Here is a 22,192-nt window from a genome sequence, read left to right on the forward strand (position 1 = left end):
TAGGAGCGGGCACGACCGCGACACCGACTCCGTCGGCACGGGCGACACCTCCCGCACTCCGGCACCCGTTCGCGGTCCTCCCCTCTGCCCATGCGCGGCCGGCGACCATCGGCACGGGATGCGACCTCGAAAACTCCGGCCGCCTCGGTGTCGCGGTCGTGCCCGCTCCTACAACTGTCCGGCCGAACTACGCCGTGGATGTCTGCGTTCGGGCCATGCTGCCTCTCCAGACTGCGTCACCCGAAACATGCCGGCGCTTTCTGTAGGAGCGGGCACGACCGCGACACCGATGCCGTCGGCACCGGCGAGGCCTCCCGCACTCCGGCACCCGTTCGCGGTCGTCCGCCTACCCATGCGCGACCGGCGACCATCGGCACGGGATGCGACCTCGAAAATTCCGGCCGCCTCGGTGTCGCGGTCATGCCCGCTCCTACAACTGTCCGGCCGAACTACGCCGTGGATGTCTGCGTTCGGGCCATGCTGCCTCTCCAGACTGCGTCACCCGAAACATGCCGGCGCTTTCTGTAGGAGCGGGCACGACCGCGACACCGATGCCGTCGGCACCGGCGAGGCCTCTCGCACTCCGGCACCCGTTCACGACCATCCCGCTCTGCCCATGCGCCGGCGACCATCGGCACGGCATGCGACCTCGAAAATTCCGGCCGCCTCGGTGTCGCGGTCGTGCCCGCTCCTACAAAAATCAGGATCACGATCCCGCTCGGGCGATGGCAGGCTGGGACGCGGCTCAACGCCGTGTTGCGGGCGCCCGACTTACCAGCAGCACGCCACCGAGGACCAGCAAGGTACCGGCCACCTGCCACGGGCCCATCGGTTCGCCCAGCACGAGCATGCTCAGCACGATCGTCGATACCGGGCCCAGCATGCCGATCTGCGCGGCCAGGCCCGAACCAATGCGGGCGATGCCCAGCATCACCATCAGCACCGGCGCCACCGTGCACAGCGTGCCGTTGACCAGCGACAGCCAGTACACCTCGTGCGGCAACACCAGCGCCGAGAAAGGCCGCAGCAGCAGGAACTGGCCGATGCACAGCACGCTGGCCACGCTGCTGGCGTAGGCGGTCAGGCGTACCGCGCCGACCTTGCCCACCATCTCGCCGCTGCCGACCAGGTACAGCGCGTAGGCCATCGCGCTGCCGAACACCAGCGCGGCGCCGAGCGCGATGCCGCGGTCGCCGCCCTGCAGGTCGTGGCCGAACGCCAGCGCCACGCCCAGGTAACTGACCAGCAGCGCGATCCACTGCGCGCGGCGCGGGCGGCGCCCGAATGCGGCCCAGCCGATCAGCAGCACCAGGGTCGGGGTGAGGTAGAGGATCAGCCGTTCCAGCGTGGCGCTGATGTAGGCCAGCCCGGCGAAGTCCAGGAAGCTGGCCAGGTAGTAGCCGAAGAATCCCAGGCCGACGATGCGCCAGCGCTCGCCCGCGGTCAGCGGTCGCGTCGCCCGTCGCGCCGCCCACCAGCCCATCAGCAGGAACAGCGGAAACGCGACCAGCATGCGCAGCGCCAGCAGGGTGATCGCGTCGGCACCGAAACGGAAACCGAGCTTGACGATGATCGCCTTGCCCGAGAACAGGATCGCGCCGGCGGCGGCGAAGGCGATGCCGGCGATGCGGCGGCGACGTGCGAGCGCGGCTTCGCGTGCGGCGGCGTCGGCCGATGGGTGTGTTGCGACCGACGCGGCGGTGCGTGACGGGGCGGGCGTGCGCACGGCAGTGGCAGCGTCGAAACCCTCCATCGCGGCGTGCGCGGCCCAAGTTCCCGGCTTCCCGGACGATGCGCACGCTGCAACGTCCTGCGTGGCGGGGACGTGCCCGTCGCTCCCGGCCTGCGCTCGGGTCAGGGAAGCGTCCGCATCCGTCGCCGGGCGCTGTACTCCGACGCGGGCACCCGCCATGCGCTCGCCGGCATCCTCGCCGCCGGCAACGGCTTCCGGATCCAGCGCCGCTGCCGCCATCTCTGTAGCCGCATCGCCGCGGGAGCCCTCGCCGTCCGGCCTGCCGCCGCTCACGCCAGCGCGGCTTCCAGCAGCGCGCGGATCACCCGCTGCAGTTTCGCGGCCTTCTCCGGCAAGTATTCGAAGCTGTCCTCGTCCATGTAGGCATGCTGGGCGATCTCCAGCTGCACCGCCTCCACGCCGATCTCCGGGTCGCCGTAGTGGCGGGTGATGTAGCCGCCCTTGAAGCGGCCGTTGACCACGTGGGTGTGCTCGCTTTGCGCGGCGAGCACGTCGGCGAGCCTTTGCTGCAGCGCCGGCGTGCAGCTGGCGCCGGCGGCGGTGCCCAGGTTGAGCTCGGGCAGCGCGCCGTCGAACAGGAACGGCAGCGTGCCGCGGATCGAATGGCCTTCCCACAGCACGGCGCGGCCATGCTCGCCGCGGATGCGCTGCAGCTCGGCGTCGAGCGTGTCGTGGTACGGGCGCCAGTACGTGTCCACGCGCGCGGCGATCTCGGCCGGATCGGGCTGCGCGCCTTCGAGGTAGACCGGCTCGCCGCTGAATTGCACCACCGGGCACAGGCCGGTGGTGTTCTGACCGGGATACAGCGAAGTGTCGTCTGGCGGCCGGTTGAGGTCGACGACATAACGCGAGTAGCGCGGCACCAGGATCGAGGCACCGAGCTCGCGGGCGAAGTCGTAGAGGCGGCTGACGTGCCAGTCGGTATCGGGCGTGCGGCGCGCGCTGGCGGTGAGGCGCGCGGCGATAGGGTCAGGGAGCGCGCTGCCATCGTGCGGCAGGCTGACCAGCAAAGGCGCGGTGCCCTGGTGCAGGTGGTAGATGTCCATGTGGCGATTGTACGCCGCGTGATTGGACGGATTTGCGAGGTCGGTGCCCGGCGCAGGGGTTGGTTGCTGCGCTTTTGCAGGGGCGGGCATGAGCGCAAACGGGGGTCGGAGTGCGAAGGACGTCGCCTGTGCCGGGGGCGTCGGTTTCGCGGTCGTGCCCGCTCCTACAGAGGGCGGTGGCTTGTTTCGGGCCGGGTGTCGGTGCGCGAGGGGCGCTCCGCATCCCGCAGGGAGTGCAGCCTGTTGCGATTCGGCGTTTGTAGGAGCGGGCATGACCGCGAACGGGGGTCGGAGTGCGAAGGACGTCGCCTGTGCCGGGGGCGCCGGTGTCGCGGTCGTGCCCGCTCCTACAGAGGGCGGTGGCTTGTTTCGGGCTGGGGTCGGTGCGCCATGGGCGCTCCGCATCCCGCAGGGAGTGCAGCCTGTTGCGATTCGGCGTTTGTAGGAGCGGGCATGACCGCGAACGGGGGTCGGAATTCCGGGGGCGTCGCCTGTGCCGGGGGCGTCGGTGTCGCGGTCGTGCCCGCTCCTACAGAGGGCGGTGGCTTGTTTCGGGCCGGGTGTCGGTGCGCGAGGGGCGCTCCGCATCCCGCAGGGAGTGCAGCCTGTTGCGATTCGGCGTTTGTAGGAGCGGGCATGACCGCGAACGGGTTTCGGAGTGCGAAGGACGTCGCCTGTGCCGGGGGCGTCGGTGTCGCGGTCGTGCCCGCTCCTACAGAGGGCGGTGGCTTGTTTCGGGCTGGGTGTCGGTGCGCCATGGCGCTCCGCATCCCGCAGGGGGTGCAGCCTGTTGCGACTCGGCGTTTGTAGGAGCGGGCATGACCGCGAACGGGGGTCGGAGTGCGAAGGACGTCGCCTGTGCCGGGGGCGTCGGTGTCGCGGTCGTGCCCGCTCCTACAGAGGGCGGTGGCTTGTTTCGGGCCGGGTGTCGGTGCGCCAGGGGCGCTCCGCATCCCGCAGGGAGTGCAGCCTGTTGCGACTCGGCGTTTGTAGGAGCGGGCATGACCGCGAACGGGGGTCGGAATTCCGGGGGGCGTCGCCTGTGGCGGGGGCGTCGGTGTCGCGGTCGTGCCCGCTCCTACAGGGAGCGCGGCATTCCGGCTGGGCCGCGCATGTGGGCCCGGTTCGAGGGCATTGCCGTCGCCACGGAGGGTGCGGCCGAAGCGGTTCAGCGCATCAACACCACTTCCTCGGCCGAGGTCGGGTGGATGGCGACGGTGTCGTCGAGCTGCTGCTTGGTCACGCCCAGCTTCAGCGCGACGGCGAAGCCCTGCAGGATCTCGTCGGCGGCTTCGCCGAGCAGGTGGATACCGACCACCCGTTCTTCCTTGCCCACGCACACCAGCTTGAACAGGCTGCGCTGCGGCGAGTCGACCAGTGCGGTGAGCATGGGCCGGAAGCGGCTGGTGTAGACCTTGACCGCATCTCCGTGGCGCTCGCGCGCCTGCTCCTCGGTCAGGCCCACGGTGCCCAGCGGCGGATGCGAGAACACCACGGTCGGCACGTTCTCGTAGTCGAGCTTGGCACCGGCGCGACCGCCGAACAGCCGGTCCATCAGCCGGCGCGCGGCGGCGATCGCGACGGGGGTCAGCTCCAGCTTGCCGGTGACATCGCCGACCGCGTGGATGCCGGGTACGGAGGTGTCCTCATACGCGTCGACCACGATCGCGCCGCGCTCGTCGATCTGCACGCCCAGTGCCTCCAGGCCGATGCCGTCGCTGTTCGGACGCCGCCCGGTGGCGAGGATCACGCAGTCAAATGCCTCGGTCTCCGGCGCCGGGCCCTTGTGCAGTACGCGCACGCGCTCGCCGTCGGCGGCGTCGTGCGGTTCCGCGCGCTCCAGCGCCTGCAACGGCGTTTCCAGGTGCAGGCGCACACCGTGCTGGGTCATGTCCTCCTGCAGCTGGGTAGCCACTTCTGCATCCATGTTCGCCAGCAGGCGCGGGCCGCGTACGAACACCTCCACGCGGCTGCCCAGCGCCTGCAGGACGCCAGCCAGCTCCACCGCGATGTAGCCGCCGCCGATGATCCCCACCCGTGCCGGCGCGCCGCAGAGCTTGAAGAAATCGTCGGACACGCCGGCCAGCTCGGCCCCGGGGATGTCCGGGCGCACCGGCGATCCGCCGGTGGCGACGAGCACGTGCCTGGCGTGCAGGTGCACGCCGGGCTCGGTCACCACCGTGCGCGCGTCGTGCAGGCGACCGCGGCACGGCATCCAGACGATGCCCGCCTCGTCGAGCATGCGCTGGTAGATCGCATGGATGCCGGCGATGTAGCGCTGGCGCAGGGCGACCAGTTCCTTCCAGTCCAGACCCTTCCCGTCCGCAGCCGGTGCAGCGACCGCGAACCCCAGGTCGGCGGCCAGGCTGATCTTCGCCGCCAGGTCCGCGGCCAGCCACATCGCCTTCTTCGGCACGCAGCCGTGGTTGACGCAGGTGCCGCCGAACTCGGCCGGCTCCAGCAGGACGACGCGCGCGCCGTGCGCGGCCGCGCGGAACGCGCCGGCCAGGCCGGCCGAACCGCCGCCGAGCACGACCAGGTCCACGTCCATCCGCGACGGATCGGGATCACTCGAGGGCTTCATCCACTGCTCCTTTCGCTGTGCCGCGCCGGCCGCGGCATGGCCGTCGGCGCATGTCGGGCACCGCCGGCTACTGGAACCGCTCCACGCGGTACGGGGCCGGGTCGATGGCCGGGTCGCGCCCGGTCATCAGGTCGGCCAGCAACTGGCCGCTGGCGGTGCTCATGCTGATGCCCAGCATGCCGTGCCCGGCCGCCAACCAGACGTGACGATGCTTCGGCGAGCGGCCCAGCGCCGGCAGGTCGTCCCAGGTCATCGGCCGCCAGCCGTACCACTTCTCCTGCAGCATCGACGCATCCGGCGGTTCGTGCAGGTATTCGCGTGCGGCGCGCTCCAGCGCGGCCAGGCGCACCGCGTTGAGGCTCTCGTCGCGGCCGGAGAATTCCATGGTGCTGCCCAGGCGGAAACCGCTGCCCCAGGCGGTGACGCAAACCGAGCGATCCTTGAGCACGATCGGCCGGCGCGGCGCCAGCGACGGGCGCGCGTAGGTGATCGAATAGCCCTTGCCCGGCTGGATCGGCAGGCGCAGGCCGAGCGGACGGATCAGTTCCGGGGTCCAGGCGGCCATCGCCACCACGGCGTCGCGGCCGCGGCGCTCGCCGCGCTCGCCGCCCTGCCCGGCGATCCGCACGCGCACGCCATCGGCCTCCGGTTCCAGCGCCACGACCCGGCAGCCTTCCTCGATCACGCCGCCGCGCTCGCGCACCGCGCGCGCCAGCTCGGCCACGTAGCGGTCCGGGCGCAGGTGCGCATCGTCGGGAAAGCGGATCGCGCCGACGATGCCGGGCTTGAGCGAGGGCTCCTGGCGCAGGTACTCGGCGCCGTCGATGGTCTCGGTCGCGATCCCCATTGCGTTGAGCGGCGCGCATTCGTCGATGTAGCACTCGAAGTTGCGCGGGTCGCGGAACACGTAGTCCAGCCCGGTTTCGCCGAACTCGCAGTCCAGGCCGTAGCGGCCGATCCAGTCGACCAGGCGGGCGCGCGAATCGTCCAGCAATGCGGCGCGCGCCTTGGCGCTGGCCATCCAGGCCGTGGCGTTGCAGCGCGCGGTGAAGCGCGCCAGCCAGTACCACAGCGCCGGGTCGACCCGCGGCTTGAGGTACAGCGGGGCGTCGGGGGTGAACATCCAGCGCAGTGCGCGCAAAGGCACGCCGGGCGCGGCCAGCGGCGGCGCGTGGCTGGGCGTGATCGTGCCGCAGTTGCCGTGCGAGGTGGCGCCACCGGCGGTGGCCGCCTCCAGGATGCGCACGCCGCGACCGGCTTCGAGCAGGGACAGTGCGGTGGCCAGGCCGATGGCACCGCCGCCGAGGATGAGGACGTCGTCGTTGGTTGGATTCACCCGGCGAGTTTACCCGTGCGACCGGCATCACCGGAGGCTTGCGACGGGGACCGGCCGTGGAACGCAGTCGGTTGCATCTGCATCGACTGCGCGACCCGTCGGGCCATGCGCCGGATGCTGGCCCGCCACGTGGCGGGCCAGGCGGGCATGGCCTATTCCTTGTCGAGGCTGAGCCGCAGGCCGTCGGCGGTGTTGCGCACCACGATGACTTCGAAGCTCGGCGTGCTGCCGCGCTTCTTCACCAGCACGTCTTCGCCGTCGTCGGTCTCCACGTTGTAGACGCCCTTGCCGAACGCCTGCTTGATCGTGTCGCGCGCCAGGCGGGCCGCGGCGTTTTCGCCGGTGCCCTTGGGCACGGCCACGACCACGCTGGTCGCGGTGCCGTCCTTGGGCGTGAACGACAGCTCGATCTCGCCGTCGACCTTGGCGTGGCCGCTGAACTGCAGGCGCCACTTGTTCGAGGGGCTGGCCAGCGCCACGAAGACCACGCCGAGCATCAGCACCGACATCGCCAGCAGCTGCCAGCCGACCACGCGCCGGATACGGGGAATCCTGTCCATCATCGTCTCCTCTTCATGAAGGCCGGAAGGTGTTGGCCGCGTCCCCGGCATATCCGCGGTCATGCAGTCACTTGAAGGGGCCAATGTGCAGGATCATGCTCGTGATCGCCACCAGGCCCAGCGCCAGCAGCAGGATCGCGGTGATCAGGGTCATCGATGGCGGAAATGGGCTCTCGGCGTGGACCAGGCGATCGTTGGCCATGGCGGTGCGCTGCTTGCGCAACGTGTGCATGAACCAGGCCTCGTAGGCGATGCCGATCACCAGCATCACCACACCCAGCAGCACCAGGGCGATACCGAAGTTTCGGCCCGAGCCCGCATGGTCGATCACTCCGCTCTCCTTCATCCGCTCGAACACCTGGTGGATGGTGAAGCCGAAGCTGATCAGCGACAGCGAGGTCCGGATCACCGACATCAGGGTCCGGTCGGCGGCCAGGCGCGTGCGCTGGAACGACATGCCGGTGCGGCGGGAAGACAGTTCCGTGGACGCATCGCCGAACAGGTGTCCGGCAGGTACGGGGGTGCTCATCGCTGGACTCCTTCTGGGTGGCCGATACGGCGTCTCTGCAAGGTTGCGGGATGGAGCGACGCGGGTAGCTCGTTGCAGGACAGGGCTGGAATGTTGAGCTGCCCCGCTGGCCTCTCCGCCATCCCGCGTGGCCTGCCGCGCTACTTCTCCGGGAACAGCAGGGTGAATGCGAAGCGCAGGCCCCAGTCGGGACCGCCATCGGGCGACTCGGCGTAATAACGCACGCCGCCCTGGTAACTGACCATCTGCGAGCCGATCCTGGACACCTTGCTGTAACCGATGTTGAGCGGCACGGTCCATTGCCCGGCCTCCCAGTTGTAGGACGACTCGATGTTCAACGAGAACGTGCGTCCCTGCCCCAGCCCCTTGGTGAGGAAGGGCTGCAGGAAAGTCGAACTGACATCGCCGCGATCACTTTCGCCGGCGAACGACCACAGGTGATTGGCGAGGGCGCCATAGGTCCAGCCTGCCTGCGACTGCTTGAGCACCACGGCGGTCGGTCCTGCGCCCCACTTGCCGGTCCCCAGCAGGTCGTCGCTGGCGGTGGGCAGCAGCAGCGCCGGCCCCACGCCGATGATCCAGCCATTGGCGGTGGGCTGCTTGGGCGAGAAGAACAGGCTCTGGGTGATGTCGCCGGTGCCGAACTGGCTGCCGGCACCGGGGAACAGGTTTTCCTGGTAGGTGATCGGCAGGATCGTGCGCGAGATCATGTTCCAGTTCTCGCCGATCGATACCGGCACCACCGGCTGCACGTTGAGCCAGGTGCGGCTGCCGCCGCTGTCGAGGTCGTCGTAGTTGAACTGCAGCGGCACGCTGATGAGGCTGGAGACCGGATTGGACAGCTGCCTGGCGAGTTCGTCCGCGTCCTCCGCCAACGCAGTCGTGGCCAGTCCCAGCAGGCACAGCCCGCAGGCTGACCGCAGCCACGGGAGTGGGCCTCGACCGGTGGCTGCCGGGCGCGGGCCGGCGGCAACCGCCCGAATCATGGACGGCACCGTGAACGACGCAGCGCGGATATCCATGACCATCCCTTGGCTCGTTGGCGTCCGCGCCGAACATAACGCCAGCCGCTGGCGGCCGCCACCGCAAAACTACCTGGACGGTCGCCATGCTTTGGCCCCCGCCGTGGCCTCACTGCGGAGGCGTGGCAGTGCCGCGCGACTGGCGGTCCCGCAGGCGAATCCCGGGCAGGCCTCCGGCCGGCGATCAGCTCAGGACCCGGCCTGCGCCACCGCCAGCCGCATCGGCTGCGGTTTCAGGTAGGTCAGCGAACGCCACAGCCATTCGGCCGGCCCGAAGCGGAAGCGCTCGAGCCACCACTGGCTGTAGAGCACCTGCACCGCGAACAGGCCCAGCGCGAACGGGATCTGCCACAAGCGCGGCAGGTGTTCGAAGAAGCCCAGGCCGTAACCGTAGAACACCAGCGTGCACACGATCGACTGGACCAGGTAGTTGGTCAGCGCCATGCGCCCGGCCGGGGCCAGCCAGCCCAGCCAGCGCTGGCCGACGGGGCGCGCCAGCAGCCACATCACCCAGGCCACGTAACCCAGGCACATCAGCGCACCGGCGACCAGGCCCAGCGACTGGGCGGTGGCCTGGCGCAGGGTGAAGCTGTTCAACGCGACCGACGGCTGGATCACGAACGAGGCCAGCATCAGCAGCACGCCCAGCGGCAGCACGCCCTCGCGCAGCATCCGGTACAGGCGCGGATGCAACTCGGGCCGCTGGATCGCGCCGCTGCGCATGAACGCCGCACCGATCAGGAACATGCCGAACACCAGCACGCCCATCACCAGCAGGTTGGACAGCATCAGCCCGAAATCGGCCATTCGCTGCGCCACAGCGGTGGCATAGCCGCCGGCACCGTAGGCCTGGCGCTGCGCTTCCAGCATCGCTTCCATCTGCTGGCCCTGCACCGCCATGAACTCGTCCCAGCCGGGAACCCACAGCGACAGGAACCCCAGCCCCATCAGCAAAGCCGGCGCGGCCAAGTAGCAGGCCGCACCCAGCCAGGCCAGCACCCGGGCCGGAGTGGCATGGAAGGCCAGCAACGGGAACGACAGCAGTGCGTAGGTCACCAGCACGTCGCCGGACCACACCAGCAGCGCGTGGACGAGGCCAATGCCCAGCAGGGCCAGCCCGCGCCGGAAATACAGGCCCACGAACGGCCGGCCGCTCGCATCGGCGCGCTGGGCCATCATCGCGAAGCCCATGCCGAACAGCAGCGAGAACAGGGTGAAGAACTTGCCCTGCACGAAGAAATACACCAGCCCGTCGGCGATCCGGTCGACACCGGCCAGGGCCGGATCCAGCCCCGAATAGGAGCCCATCACCGGGCCGACGAAGGCCTCCATGTTCATCAGCAGGATGCCGCCGAGCGCAAAGCCACGCAGCACATCGAGGGTGGCGATGCGTTCGCCGGGTGCGACAGGTTCAAGTTGCGCCGGGTTCACCGCAGTCTCCGATCCATGGGTACCGGGCGATGATGGACGAAATCCGGCTGCCATGGCATTCGCCCCGCCCCGCCTGGCTCCCGGGCTGCCGCGCCGGCCGTCAAGCCTTGTTCCCCCTCCCCCCCGCCGGTACCCTCCTCGCCGCATGTCAGGCTTCGTCCACCTCCACGTCCATACCGAGTTTTCGCTTGCGGACTCGACCATCCGCGTGCCCGAAAAACCCGAGCAGGCCGATCCGGCCAAGGCCAAGCAGGCCAACCTGCTCAGCCGCGCGGTGGAACTGGGCCTGCCGGCGCTGGCGGTCACCGACCTCAACAACCTGTTCGCCCTGATCAAGTTCTACAAGGCGGCCGAGGGCGTGGGCATCAAGCCCATCGCCGGCGCCGACCTGGCGGTGGCTTCGGGCCCCGGCGAGGCGCCCTGGCGACTGACCGCGCTGTGCCGCGACCACGGCGGCTACCTCAATCTCTCGCGCCTGCTCAGCCGTGCCTGGATGGAGGGCCACCGCGCCGAGGGCGGCGTGGTGGTGACGCCGGAATGGATCAAGGACTGCGGCGAGGGCCTGATCCTGCTGGCTGGGCGCGAGAGCCTGGCCGGTCGCCTGGCCTCCGAGCACCGCCACGACCTGGCCGAGCAGCAGCTGGCCGACTGGCAGCGCGCCTTCGACGGCAACCTGTGCCTGGAACTGGTCCGCACCGGGCGCGACGGCGAGGAGGCGTTCAATGCGTTCGCCCTGCACGCTTCGGCGGCGCGCGGCATCCCGGTGGTGGCGTCCAACGATGTGCGCTTCCTGGACAAGGCCGGCTTCGACGCGCACGAGGCGCGGGTGTGCATTGCGTCGGGCCGCGTGCTCGACGACCCCAAGCGCCCGCGCGACTACAGCCCCGAGCAGTACCTCAAGTCGCCGGAGGAAATGGCCCGGGTATTCGCCGACGTGCCCGACGCGATCGCCAACACGGTCGAGCTGGCGCGGCGCTGCAACCTCGAGCTGACCCTGGGCAAGTACGCGCTGCCGGCCTATCCGGTGCCGTCGGACGAGACCCTGGACAGCTGGATCCGCAAGCAGTCGCACGACGGCCTGGAGCTGCGGCTGGCGAAGAACCCGCTGGCCGAGGGCAAGACCCGACAGGACTACGTCGAGCGCCTGGACTTCGAGCTCGACACCATCATCAAGATGGGCTTCCCGGGCTACTTCCTGATCGTGGCCGACTTCATCCAGTGGGGCAAAAGCCACGGCATCCCCATTGGCCCGGGCCGCGGTTCGGGCGCCGGCTCGCTGGTGGCCTGGGCTTTGCAGATCACCGACCTGGACCCGATCCCGTACAACCTGCTGTTCGAGCGCTTCCTCAACCCGGAACGCGTGTCGATGCCCGACTTCGACATCGACTTCTGCATGGACCGGCGCGACGAGGTGATCGACTACGTCGCCCGCAAGTACGGGCGCGAGCGGGTCAGCCAGATCATCACCTACGGCACCATGGCGGCCAAGGCGGTGGTGCGCGACACCGGTCGCGTGCTCGGCTTCCCGTACGGCTTCGTCGACAGCGTGGCCAAGCTGATCCCCAACATCCTCGGCATTTCGCTGAAGGATGCGATGGGCGAAGGCAAGGACAGCGAGATGCACTCGGCCGAGCTGATCCAGCGCTACGGCAGCGAGGACGACGTCCGTGACCTGATCGACCTGGCCCGCCAGCTCGAGGACCTGACCCGCAACGCCGGCAAGCACGCCGGCGGCGTGGTGATCGCCCCGGAACCACTGCACACCTTCTGCCCGCTGTTCGCCGAGCACGACCAGGACGGCCTGGGCCGCAACCCGGTCACCCAGTTCGACAAGGACGACGTCGAGGCGATCGGCCTGGTCAAGTTCGACTTCCTCGGCCTGCGCACGCTGACGATCATCGACTGGGCGGTGAAGGCGATCAACGTCCGCCATGAGCGCGCGGGGATCCCGCCGCTGGACATCGCCACCCTGCCGCTGGACGACGCCAGCGTCTATCGCGACGTCTTCGCCAACGGCAACACCGGCTCGGTGTTCCAGTTCGAATCCTCGGGCATGCGCCGCGCGCTGAAGGACGCCAAGCCCGACCGCTTCGAGGACCTGATCGCGCTGAACGCGCTCTATCGCCCCGGCCCGATGGAGATGATCCCGTCGTTCGTGGCGCGCAAGCACGGGCTGGAGGAGTTCGCTTATCCCGACCCTCGCACGCAGCCGATGCTGGAAGAGACCTACGGGATCATGGTCTACCAGGAGCAGGTCATGCAGATGGCGCAGATCGTCGGCGGCTACTCGCTGGGCGGCGCCGACCTGCTGCGCCGGGCGATGGGCAAGAAGGTGCCGGCGGAAATGGCCAAGCACCGCGAGATCTTCCGCGAGGGCGCGGCCAAGAACGGCGTCGGCGAGAAGAAGGCCGACGAGATCTTCGACCTGATGGAGAAGTTCGCCGGCTACGGCTTCAACAAGTCGCACGCCGCCGCCTACTCGCTGGTCGCCTACCAGACCGCGTGGCTGAAGAAACACTATCCGGCCGAGTTCATGGCCGCGACGCTGTCCTCGGACATGGACAACACCGACAAGGTGGTCGGCTTCCTCAACGAAGCGCGTGGCCTGGGCCTGACGGTGCTTCCGCCGCAGGTCAACGATTCGGAATTCATGTTCGAAGCGGTCGCCGCCGACACCGTGCGTTACGGCCTGGGCGCGATCAAGGGCGTGGGCCGCGGCCTGTGCGAGGCGATCGTGGCCGAGCGCCACCAGGGCGGCGACTACGCCGACCTGCTCGATTTCTGCCGGCGCGTGGATTCGACCAAGCTCAACCGTCGCGCGCTGGAGGCGATGATCAACGCCGGCGCGCTGGATGCGCTGGGCCGCAACCGCGCCACGCTGATGCTGCAGCTTCCCGAGGTGATCAAGGCCACCGACCAGCTCGCCAAGGAACGCGCCGCCGGCCAGGTGTCCCTGTTCGGTGCTTCCTCGGACGACGCCGGCCCCTCGCTCAAGCTCGACCTGCCCGAAGCGGACGAATGGACGCTGCGGCAACTGCTCGACGGCGAGCGCGACACGCTCGGCCACTACCTCAGCGGGCATCCGTTCGATCCGTACCGCGAGGAAGTGCGGCAACTGGTCGGCAGCGACCTGGGCGAGCTGGACAAGCTGTGGGCCGCCGGATCCGGCGGCGAGAAGCGCGGCTGGCGACCGGAAGTCCAGGTCGTGGTCGCCGGGCTGGTCGCCGGCATCCGCCGCAAGGGCGACAGCCAGATCTTCGTCCAGCTGGAAGACGGTCGCGGCCGTCTCGAATGCAGTGTGTTCGCCGAGGGCGCGCAGGAATTCGCCAGCCTGCTGGTGCGCGATCGCGTGCTGGTCGTGCAGGGCGGGTTGCGCGAGGACGAGTTCAGCGGCGGCTACAGCCTGCGCCTGAAGGCTGCCTGGGATTACGAGCAGCTGTGCGCGCAGCATGCCCAGCGGCTGTCGCTGCGCGTGGACCTGGTCGATCCGGGGCTGTGGCAGCGCATCGACGCGGTCCTGGCCCGCCACCGCCCCGGCCCCACGCCGCTGCGCCTGCACCTGCAGGTCGGCCGCGGCGAGCAGGGCGCGACCGGCGTGCTCGACCTCAATGGCCCCAACTCGGTACGCGTCGCGCCGCCCCTGCTGGACGCGCTGCGCGCCCAGCCCGGCGTGCGCGCGGTCAAGGTTGCCATCGGCCGCCCCTGGGCCAACTGAGGCAGACCCTGCCTGTCGCCGCAGGAGCCGCATGGCCTGCCCTTGCAGGAGCGGGCATGACCGCGACACCGTGGACGCCGGATACCGGCGGGCGCCGCCCGCGTCAACCGCATCGGCTTCGCGGCCTGAAGTCCGCTCCTACAACAGCGCGCCCGCCCTGCCCTTGTAGGAGCGGGCATGACCGCGACACCGAGCGCGCCGGATACCGGCGGCGCCGCCCGCGTCAACCGCATCGGCTTCGCGGCCTGAAGTCCGCTCCTGCAACAGCGCTCCCGCCCTGCCCTTGTAGGAGCGGGCATGACCGCGACACCGTGGACGCCGGATACCGGCGGCGCCGCCCGGGCCAACCGCATCGGCTTCGCGACCTGAAGTCCGCTCCTGCAACAGCGCTCCCGCCCTGCCCTTGCAGGAGCGGGCATGACCGCGACATCGGGACGCCGGATACCGGCGGGCGCCGCCCGCGTCAACCGCATCGGCTTCGCGGCCTGAAGTCCGCTCCTACAACAGCGCTCCCGCCCTGCCCTTGCAGGAGCGGGCACGACCGCGACACCGTGGACGCCGGATACCGGCGAGCGCCGCCCGGATCGACCGCGTCGGCTTCGCGGCCTGAAGTCCGCTCCTACAACAGCGCTCCGGCCCTGCCCTTGTAGGAGCGGGCATGACCGCGACACCGAGCGCGCCGGATACCGGCGGCGCCGCCCGCGTCAACCGCATCGGCTTCGCGGCCTGAAGTCCGCTCCTGCAACAGCGCTCCCGCCCTGCCCTTGTAGGAGCGGGCATGACCGCGACACCGTGGACGCCGGATACCGGCGGCGCCGCCCGGGCCAACCGCATCGGCTTCGCGACCTGAAGTCCGCTCCTGCAACAGCGCTCCCGCCCTGCCCTTGCAGGAGCGGGCATGACCGCGACATCGGGACGCCGGATACCGGCGGGCGCCGCCCGCGTCAACCGCATCGGCTTCGCGGCCTGAAGTCCGCTCCTACAACAGCGCTCCCGCCCTGCCCTTGCAGGAGCGGGCACGACCGCGACACCGTGGACGCCGGATACCGGCGAGCGCCGCCCGGATCGACCGCGTCGGCTTCGCGGCCTGAAGTCCGCTCCTACAACAGCGCTCCGGCCCTGCCCTTGTAGGAGCGGGCATGACCGCGACACCGAGGACGCCGGATACCGGCGGGCGCCGCCCGCGTCAACCGCGTCGGCTTCGCGGCCTGAAGTCCGCTCCTACAACAGCGCCTGACCCTGCCCTTGTAGGAGCGGGCATGACCGCGACACCGGGGGCGTCGGAGACCGATGGGCGTCGCGTACCCGATGCCATCGGCTCCACCGGTTGGAGCCCGTTCCTCCGTAAGGCCGCCGCAACACCAGGATGGCTACCGGCGCGTCGCCTCCCGACTTCCGTACCGTATGGTCCGGTCACTTCGCGGACCTTCGGCTACACTGCCCGTCTCATGCACCTACCGGCATCGCCGGCCAACGGATGAACCCGAACTACCTCGATTTCGAGCAGCCCATCGCCGACCTGGAAGCCAAGATCCAGGACCTGCGCAGCGCCAGCACCGGTCCGGCGGTCAACGTCGACGCCGAGGTGCACGCGCTGCAGGACAAGTTGCGCAAGCGCACCGCCCAGATCTTCCGCGACCTCAGCCCCTGGCAGGTGTCGCAGATGGCCCGCCATCCGGCCCGTCCCTACACCCTGGATTACGTGCGCGTGTTCTGCGACGAGTTCCAGGAGCTGGCCGGCGACCGCGCCTTCGCCGACGACAAGGCCATTGTCGGCGGCCTGGCCCGCATCGACGGCCGCCCGGTCATGGTCATCGGCCACCAGAAGGGCCGCGACACCAAGGAAAAGATCCGCCGCAACTTCGGCATGCCCAAGCCCGAGGGCTACCGCAAGGCGCTGCGCCTGATGAAGATGGCCGAGCGCTTCGGCCTGCCGATCCTGACCTTCATCGACACCCCTGGCGCCTGGCCGGGCATCGATGCCGAGGAGCGCGGCCAGTCCGAGGCGATCGCGCGCAACCTGCTGGAGATGGCCGAGCTGACCGTGCCGGTCATCTGCACGGTGATCGGCGAAGGCGGCTCCGGCGGCGCGCTGGCCATTGGCGTGGGCGACTGCACGGTGATGCTGGAATACAGCACCTATTCGGTGATTTCGCCCGAAGGCTGCGCCTCGATCCTGTGGAAGGACGCAGGCAAGGCCAAGGACGCCGCCGAGCAGCTGGGCCTGACCGCCCGCCGCCTGCATGGCCTGGGCCTGGTCGACAAGGTCGTGCGCGAGCCCACCGGCGGCGCCCACCGCAACCCGAAGCAGATGGCCAAGCGGCTCAAGGCCGTGCTGGTCAACGAACTCGACGCACTGGAGCAGATCCCGGTCGAGGAACTGGTCCAGCGGCGTTACGCGCGCCTGCACGGCTATGGTGCCTACGAGGCCGCGTAAGGATTGCCGGACACCGGCGTGCCGGCGCGATGCCGGCCGCCCGTCGTGCCACTTCCCACCCTTGGCCGCCGCGGGACCGCGCGCATGAACGTGCCCGGCTGGGTGCCGCCGCTGGCGCTGTTCGTGGTGCCTTTGCTGGTGGCGCTGGTCATCAACCGCCTGTACGGACACCGCCGCGGCATCGCCTCGATCTGGGTGCTCGCCTGGTTCGTGACCGTGTGCTGGATCTTCGCCATCGTGGTGATCCTGCGCCAGGTGCGCTGAGCGGCGATCGTGCCCGGCTACGATAGCGGCATGGCCCCCGGCGAACCGGCTCCCCCGTTGCTCCCCCTGCCCGAGCCGCCCGCCACGGCGCGCGGCGCGATCGTCGTGGCCTGCAGCGGCGGCCTGGATTCGAGCGTGCTGCTGCACCGCCTGGCCAGCGACCCGGTGATCCGCGCGCGCGGCCTGCGCGCGGTGCACGTGCATCACGGCCTGCAGGCCAGCGCCGACGACTGGGCCGCGCACTGCATGCGCCAGGCGCAGGCGCTGGAAGTGCCGTTGCAGGTGCTGCGCATCGAGGTGCCGCGCGACACCGGCACCGGGCTGGAAGCGGCGGCCCGTGAAGCCCGCTACGCCGCGCTATCCGGCACCCTGGCACCCGGCGACCTGCTGGTGACCGCGCACCATCTCGACGACCAGGCGGAGACTTTCCTGCTGCGTGCCCTGCGGGCCTCCGGACCGGAGGGACTGGGCGCGATGCGCGTGGTGCGCGCGCTGGGCGACGCCTGGCAATGGCGTCCGCTGCTGTCGCAGCCGCGCGAGGCCCTGCACGCGTACGCGCAGGCGCACGGCCTGGTCTGGATCGAGGATCCGAGCAATGCGTTGCCCGATCCGGACCGCAACTTCCTGCGCCTGCAGCTGCTGCCCCTGATGCGGCAACGCTGGCCGCACGCCGCCGCGTCGCTGGCACGCAGTGCCGCGCTCTGCGCGCAGGCCGATGCGCTGCTCGCATCCGAAGACGCCGCCCTGCTGCGCACCCATGCAGGCGACGATCCACGCACGCTGCGCGTGGCAACGCTGACGGCGCTGCCCGCGGAGCGGCGTGCGCGCCTGCTGCGCCACTGGATCCGCACCCTCGGACTGCCGCCGCTGCCGGCCCAGGGCGTGGAGCGGATCGAGACCGGGCTGCTGGAAGCACGCGCCGACGCGGAAGCCACCTTCGCCTGGGCCGGCGCCCGGGTCCTGCGCTGGCGCGACTTCCTGCATGCAGACCGCCAGCGCGCGCCGCTGCCGCCGGACTGGAACGTGCGATGGGACGGCCGCACGCCGCTGGCATTGCCCGACGGAGGCCGCCTGCTGCTGCGCGACGACCAGGGCAACCCGGCGGCGACGGGCTTCGACGCTCCCGTGCGCGTGCATGCGCGCCAGGGCGGCGAGCGCATCGTCCTGCCCGGCCGCGACCACTCGCACGCGCTCAAGCAGGTGCTGCAGGAGCGCGGCGTACCGCCATGGCGGCGCGCGCACCTGCCCCTGCTTTCGGGGGCGGACGGCCACCTGTTGGCCGCCGCCGACGTCGCCTGGTCGGAGGCCCTGGCCCTGTGGCTGAAGGCCCGCGGCTGGCACCTGTCCTGGCAACCCCCCGGGATCGGCGACGCATCCGCGCGTTGACCCTTCCGCGGTGCGCCGCCACACTTCCCGCATGCCCAAGAAAGCCACCCCCGACGCCTCGCCGGTCGCCCAGTTCGAGCATTCGCTGGACGAGCTGGAAATGCTGGTCGAAAAGATGGAACAGGGCGAGATGAGCCTGGAGGATTCGCTGGCCGCGTACGAACGCGGCGTCGGCCTCTATCGCCGCTGCCAGACCGCGCTTGAACAGGCCGAGCTGCGCGTGCGCCTGCTCACCGACCCCGATCAGCCCGACCAGGCCCAGCCTTTCGCCAGTCACGATGGCGAGTGAGGCCTTCGCGCGCTGGACGGCGCGGACCGAAGCCACGCTGGAGCGCCTGCTGCCCGATCCCGGCAGCGAGCCTTCGCGCCTGCATGCGGCGATGCGCCACGCAACGCTCGGCGGCGGCAAGCGCATGCGTCCGCTGCTGGTCTACGCTGCGGGCGTCGCGCTGGGCACCGACGAAAGCCTGCTCGACGCGCCCGCCGCGGCCGTCGAACTGGTCCATGCCTACTCGCTGGTCCATGACGACCTGCCGGCGATGGACGACGACGACCTGCGCCGCGGCCAGCCGACCGTGCACGTCGCGTTCGACGAAGCCACCGCGATCCTCGCCGGCGATGCGCTGCAGACCCTGGCCTTCGCCGCGCTGGCTGCGTCCGATGCGCCGGCGCAGTTGCGCATCGACTGGGTCGGCACGCTGGCCGGCGCCTCCGGCGTCGCCGGCATGTGCGGCGGCCAGGCGCTGGACATCGATGCCACCGGACGGACGCAAGAGCTGCAACAGTTGCAACACATGCACGCGCTCAAGACCGGTGCGCTGATCCGCGCGGCGGTGCGCATGGGTGCCCTGGGCGGTGGTGCCGACGCCGGCACGCTCGCCCGGCTGGATGTTTTCGCCAGCGCACTGGGCCTGGCCTTCCAGGTGCGCGACGACCTGCTCGACATCGAGGCCAGCTCCGCGCAACTGGGCAAGACCGCCGGCAAGGACGTGGCCCAGGCCAAGTCGACCTACCCGGCGCTGTTGGGCATGGAGGGCGCGCGCGCCAAGCTCGAGGAACTGGCGACGGCGATGCGTGACGTGCTGGCCCCACTCGGCGAACGCGGCGCCGCTCTGGTCGCGCTGGGCGAACTTGCGGTGAAACGCTCGCACTAGCGCGAGGCCGGGCCGCGAACCTGCACGGATGCGCAAAAAAAAGGGCCCGGACATGCCGGGCCCTTTTCGCTTCCGCGCGAGGCTTACTTCACCAGTCGCAGCGTGAACGGATAGCGGTAGGCGACGCCGTCGTTGGCCTTGATCGCCGCGACGATGGTCAGGATCAGCCACGCCAGGCCCAGCAGCAGGCCCAGCGGCACGGTCAGGATCGCGCCGATGCCGAAGGTGACCATCGTGATCAGGAGCAGGATCACGCCGATGATCAACAGGGTGATGTTGAAGTTCAGCGCTTCCTTGGCCTGGTCGCTGGCGAAGGGCATGGTGTCCTTCTTGACCAGCCAGATCACCAGCGGGCCGACGATATTGCCGATGCCACCGGTGAACAGGCCGGTCAGCGCGGTCAGGTGGCCGAACAGCGCCCACTGCTTCTCTTCGCTGCTCGCCGGGCCGTTGGGCTCCGCCGGCGGTGCGGTGTAGGTCTCGAATTCGCTCATTGCATTCCCCTTGCAGTTGGTCTCTGGATGGATACGGCGCCGCTTCCCCGCTGCGGCGCCCACGTCCGAGGATACGTCATCCGCCCCCTGCAACGGTCATGCGCCCCACCAGGACCGGCCCGATGCGGATGTGCGAGCGCGGGTCGAAGCCGCTGCCCACCGCTTCGATCCCGGCGAACATGCTGCGAAGGTTGCCGGCGATGGTGAGCTCGTCGACCGGATAGGCGATCGCACCGTCCTCGATCCAGAACCCGGCAGCGCCGCGCGAGTAGTCGCCCGTGACCCCGTTGACGCCCTGCCCCATCAGTTCGGTCACCAGCAGGCCACGCCCCATGCCACGGACCAGTTCGTCCAGGCCGCCCGCGTTGGCGGCCACGTCCAGGTTGTGCACGCCGCCGGCATTGGCCGTGGTCTGCAGGCCGAGCTTGCGCGCCGAGTAGCTGCCCAGCACGTAGCGCTGCAGCACGCCGTCGACCACCAGCGGATTCTCGCGGGTAGCCACGCCCTCGGCGTCGAACGCGGTCGAGCGCAGGCCGTGGCGCCGCAGAGGGTGTTCGCCGATGGCGAACCATTCCGGGAACAGGCGCGTGCCGACGCTGTCGAGCAGGAAGCTCGCGCGACGGTACAGCGCGCCGCCGGATACCGCGTTGAGCAGGTGCCCCACCAGCGAACGCGCGACCTCGGTCGAGAACAGCACCGGGTACTCGCCGGTCGGTGCGCTGCGCGGGTCCAGGCGCGCGACGGTGCGCTCGGCCGCGCGACGGCCGATGGCCGCCGGTGCCTCCAGGTCCTCGCGGGCCAGGCCGATGCTGTACCAGGCGTCGCGCTGCATCGCATCGCCCTGGCCGGTGATCAGCGCCACGCCGAGCGAATGCTGGGTCTCGCGCTCGCGCCCGATGAATCCGTGGCTGTTGGCGTACACCGACACGCTCTCGCCACTGCCGAACGAGGCGCCATCGGAATTGCTCACCCGGGCATCGGCTTCGCGGCCGGCCGCTTCGCAGGCCAGCGCCAGGTCGATCGCCTCGTCCGCGTCGAGGCGCCACGGGTGCCACGTATCCAGGTCGGGGAAAGTGCCGTCGGCGAGCGGCCGCGCCATCAGCGCCGCGTCGGCCAGTCCAGCGACCGGATCGTCCTCGGTATGCCGGGCAATGGCGCAGGCCTGCTCGACCGTCGCCTCCAGGCTGGCCTCGTGCAGGTCGGCGGTGCTGGCGCTGCCCTTGCGCTGGCCGAAGTACACCGTCACCGCGATGCCGCGGTCGCGAGTCGATTCGACCGTCTCCACCTCGCCCATGCGCACGGACACGTTCAGTCCGTGCTCCTCGCTGCAGCTCACCTCGGCCTGGCTGGCACCCAGCGCGCGCGCGCGGTCCAGCAGCCGCTGCGAGATCCCGGCCAGCTGGTCCAGCCGCGCATGGCTGTCGTCATTGCGCACGATGTCGTTCAAGCGGTGTACCTCGGAAATTCGGTTGTTCGATCAGTGAAGGGAGGCATCGTGCCGGGCTGATGCGTCGCCGGCGCACGTCGTGCCCTGGCGCCGGAACACGCCATGGATGCGTCCATGGGGACTCGACGGCGCCGCCGCCGGCTCCCTCGCGAGGACACAGCGCCCGCCTCGAAGGACGGCCGATTGCTCCAGTCCGGCAAGGCGCCAGGACCGCGCAGATCGCTAAGGACGCGCCAGGCCGCGGGTGTCGCGACAAGCAGGCCATGGATGGCCTGCGCCCGAGTAGGGGCAGGATGCCCATCCGAGGGGAAAGCGACATCCCCGGCCTGGCGCGTCCCCTGCCGGAGCCAGCGCCTCGCACTTGCCTCTGGAAAATCCCGCGCCCGTCCGGAATTCAGCCCGGCCCGGGTAGAATCCGCGGTACCCGACAGAGCCCCCGACCCATGCGCGGACGCGACCAAGACACCGGCGAATTCCTTTCGTCCAGCCGCAGCCAGCAGCGCCGCGAAGCGCTGGGCGTGCTGGAGCTGGCCGAGAAGCTCGCCAGCCTGACCCCGACCCAGCTGTCCAAGCTGCCGATCCCCGACGACCTGCTGCCACACCTGGAGCAGACCCGGAAGATCACCGCCCACATCGCCCGCAAGCGCCAGCTCGCGTTCCTGGCCAAGCAGATGCGGCGCGAGGAAGACGAGACGCTCGAGGCCATCCGCGACGCGCTGGACGAGGACGGCGTGGCCGCCCGCCGCGAGATCGCCGCGATGCACCGGGTCGAGGCGTGGCGCGAACGCCTGATCGCCGACGGCGACGCGGCGCTGGCCGAGCTGCTGGAGGAGTACCCCGCGGCCGATCGCCAGCACCTGCGCCAGCTGGTCCGCAACGCGCACGAGGAAAAGCTGCGCAACAAGCCGCCGCGCGCCTTCCGCGAACTGTTCCGCGAACTGCGCACGCTGCTGCTCGGCAGTGCCGTGGCCGCCACGGAAGACGGCGAAGCCGGATTCGACGAAGGCGCGGACGCGCGCGAGGACTGAGGGCGC

17 protein-coding genes are annotated in these 22,192 nt (G+C 70.3%); 7 read left to right on the forward strand and 10 right to left on the reverse strand.

Annotation, left to right across the window (positions count from 1 at the left end):
- Positions 1-745: 745 nt before the first annotated feature.
- The 8 genes from MNQ95_RS01980 to MNQ95_RS02015 form a co-directional block, all read right to left on the reverse strand.
- Positions 746-1,753: a DMT family transporter gene (locus MNQ95_RS01980; protein WP_241953654.1), complete on the reverse strand. Its 1,008-nt coding sequence runs from the start codon at positions 1,751-1,753 to the stop codon at positions 746-748.
- Positions 1,754-2,022: 269 nt separating this feature from the next.
- Entirely contained in the window at positions 2,023-2,799 is a 777-nt protein-coding gene (gene hutG, locus MNQ95_RS01985) for an N-formylglutamate deformylase (protein WP_241953655.1), read from the reverse strand.
- A gap of 1,168 nt (positions 2,800-3,967) precedes the next feature.
- Complete coding sequence (gene gorA / locus MNQ95_RS01990) at positions 3,968-5,383, reverse strand: glutathione-disulfide reductase (RefSeq protein WP_241953656.1); 1,416 nt, start codon at positions 5,381-5,383, stop codon at positions 3,968-3,970.
- 67 nt (positions 5,384-5,450) lie between these two features.
- Positions 5,451-6,719, reverse strand: a complete 1,269-nt coding sequence (locus MNQ95_RS01995) for an NAD(P)/FAD-dependent oxidoreductase (RefSeq protein WP_241953657.1) — start codon at positions 6,717-6,719, stop codon at positions 5,451-5,453.
- A gap of 152 nt (positions 6,720-6,871) precedes the next feature.
- Entirely contained in the window at positions 6,872-7,279 is a 408-nt protein-coding gene (locus tag MNQ95_RS02000; protein ID WP_241953658.1) for a hypothetical protein, read from the reverse strand.
- Between the two features lie 67 nt (positions 7,280-7,346).
- On the reverse strand, positions 7,347-7,808 hold the full coding sequence (locus MNQ95_RS02005; RefSeq protein ID WP_241953659.1) for a YidH family protein: 462 nt from the start codon (positions 7,806-7,808) through the stop codon (positions 7,347-7,349).
- Positions 7,809-7,948: 140 nt separating this feature from the next.
- Complete coding sequence (locus MNQ95_RS02010; protein ID WP_238390378.1) at positions 7,949-8,683, reverse strand: transporter; 735 nt, start codon at positions 8,681-8,683, stop codon at positions 7,949-7,951.
- Positions 8,684-9,019: 336 nt separating this feature from the next.
- Positions 9,020-10,261: a DUF418 domain-containing protein gene (locus MNQ95_RS02015; RefSeq protein WP_238390377.1), complete on the reverse strand. Its 1,242-nt coding sequence runs from the start codon at positions 10,259-10,261 to the stop codon at positions 9,020-9,022.
- A 145-nt stretch (positions 10,262-10,406) separates the two neighbouring features.
- On the opposite strand from MNQ95_RS02015, the gene dnaE reads away from it, so the two are divergent.
- The 6 genes from dnaE to MNQ95_RS02045 all read left to right on the forward strand — a co-directional run bounded on the left by dnaE (position 10,407) and on the right by MNQ95_RS02045 (position 19,217).
- Complete coding sequence (gene dnaE / locus MNQ95_RS02020; RefSeq protein WP_241953660.1) at positions 10,407-13,976, forward strand: DNA polymerase III subunit alpha; 3,570 nt, start codon at positions 10,407-10,409, stop codon at positions 13,974-13,976.
- Between the two features lie 1,477 nt (positions 13,977-15,453).
- A complete protein-coding gene (locus tag MNQ95_RS02025; RefSeq protein ID WP_162410860.1) occupies positions 15,454-16,413 on the forward strand; it encodes an acetyl-CoA carboxylase carboxyltransferase subunit alpha in 960 nt (319 codons plus the stop codon).
- Between the two features lie 84 nt (positions 16,414-16,497).
- Positions 16,498-16,677, forward strand: coding sequence for a hypothetical protein (locus MNQ95_RS02030; RefSeq protein ID WP_162410859.1), 180 nt, complete (start codon positions 16,498-16,500; stop codon positions 16,675-16,677).
- A 30-nt stretch (positions 16,678-16,707) separates the two neighbouring features.
- Positions 16,708-18,063 (forward strand): tRNA lysidine(34) synthetase TilS, encoded by a 1,356-nt coding sequence (tilS, locus tag MNQ95_RS02035; RefSeq protein WP_241953661.1) that lies wholly within the window; start codon positions 16,708-16,710, stop codon positions 18,061-18,063.
- 31 nt (positions 18,064-18,094) lie between these two features.
- Positions 18,095-18,352 (forward strand): exodeoxyribonuclease VII small subunit, encoded by a 258-nt coding sequence (locus MNQ95_RS02040; RefSeq protein WP_162410857.1) that lies wholly within the window; start codon positions 18,095-18,097, stop codon positions 18,350-18,352.
- Positions 18,342-19,217: a farnesyl diphosphate synthase gene (locus MNQ95_RS02045; protein ID WP_241953662.1), complete on the forward strand. Its 876-nt coding sequence runs from the start codon at positions 18,342-18,344 to the stop codon at positions 19,215-19,217. Before MNQ95_RS02040 ends, MNQ95_RS02045 begins: the two co-directional genes overlap by 11 nt.
- 83 nt (positions 19,218-19,300) lie before the next feature.
- Here MNQ95_RS02045 and MNQ95_RS02050 read toward each other — a convergent pair whose 3' ends face one another.
- Together MNQ95_RS02050 and pmbA are read right to left on the reverse strand one after the other, a co-directional pair.
- Positions 19,301-19,711, reverse strand: a complete 411-nt coding sequence (locus MNQ95_RS02050) for a DUF4870 domain-containing protein (protein WP_241953663.1) — start codon at positions 19,709-19,711, stop codon at positions 19,301-19,303.
- Positions 19,712-19,787: 76 nt separating this feature from the next.
- Positions 19,788-21,158, reverse strand: coding sequence for a metalloprotease PmbA (gene pmbA, locus MNQ95_RS02055; protein ID WP_425605697.1), 1,371 nt, complete (start codon positions 21,156-21,158; stop codon positions 19,788-19,790).
- Between the two features lie 443 nt (positions 21,159-21,601).
- On the opposite strand from pmbA, the gene yjgA reads away from it, so the two are divergent.
- Positions 21,602-22,186, forward strand: a complete 585-nt coding sequence (gene yjgA, locus MNQ95_RS02060) for a ribosome biogenesis factor YjgA (RefSeq protein ID WP_162410854.1) — start codon at positions 21,602-21,604, stop codon at positions 22,184-22,186.
- The last annotated feature ends 6 nt before the right edge of the window (positions 22,187-22,192 follow it).

It is taken from the genome of Pseudoxanthomonas daejeonensis, assembly GCF_022637495.1.
Taxonomy (GTDB): domain Bacteria; phylum Pseudomonadota; class Gammaproteobacteria; order Xanthomonadales; family Xanthomonadaceae; genus Pseudoxanthomonas; species Pseudoxanthomonas daejeonensis.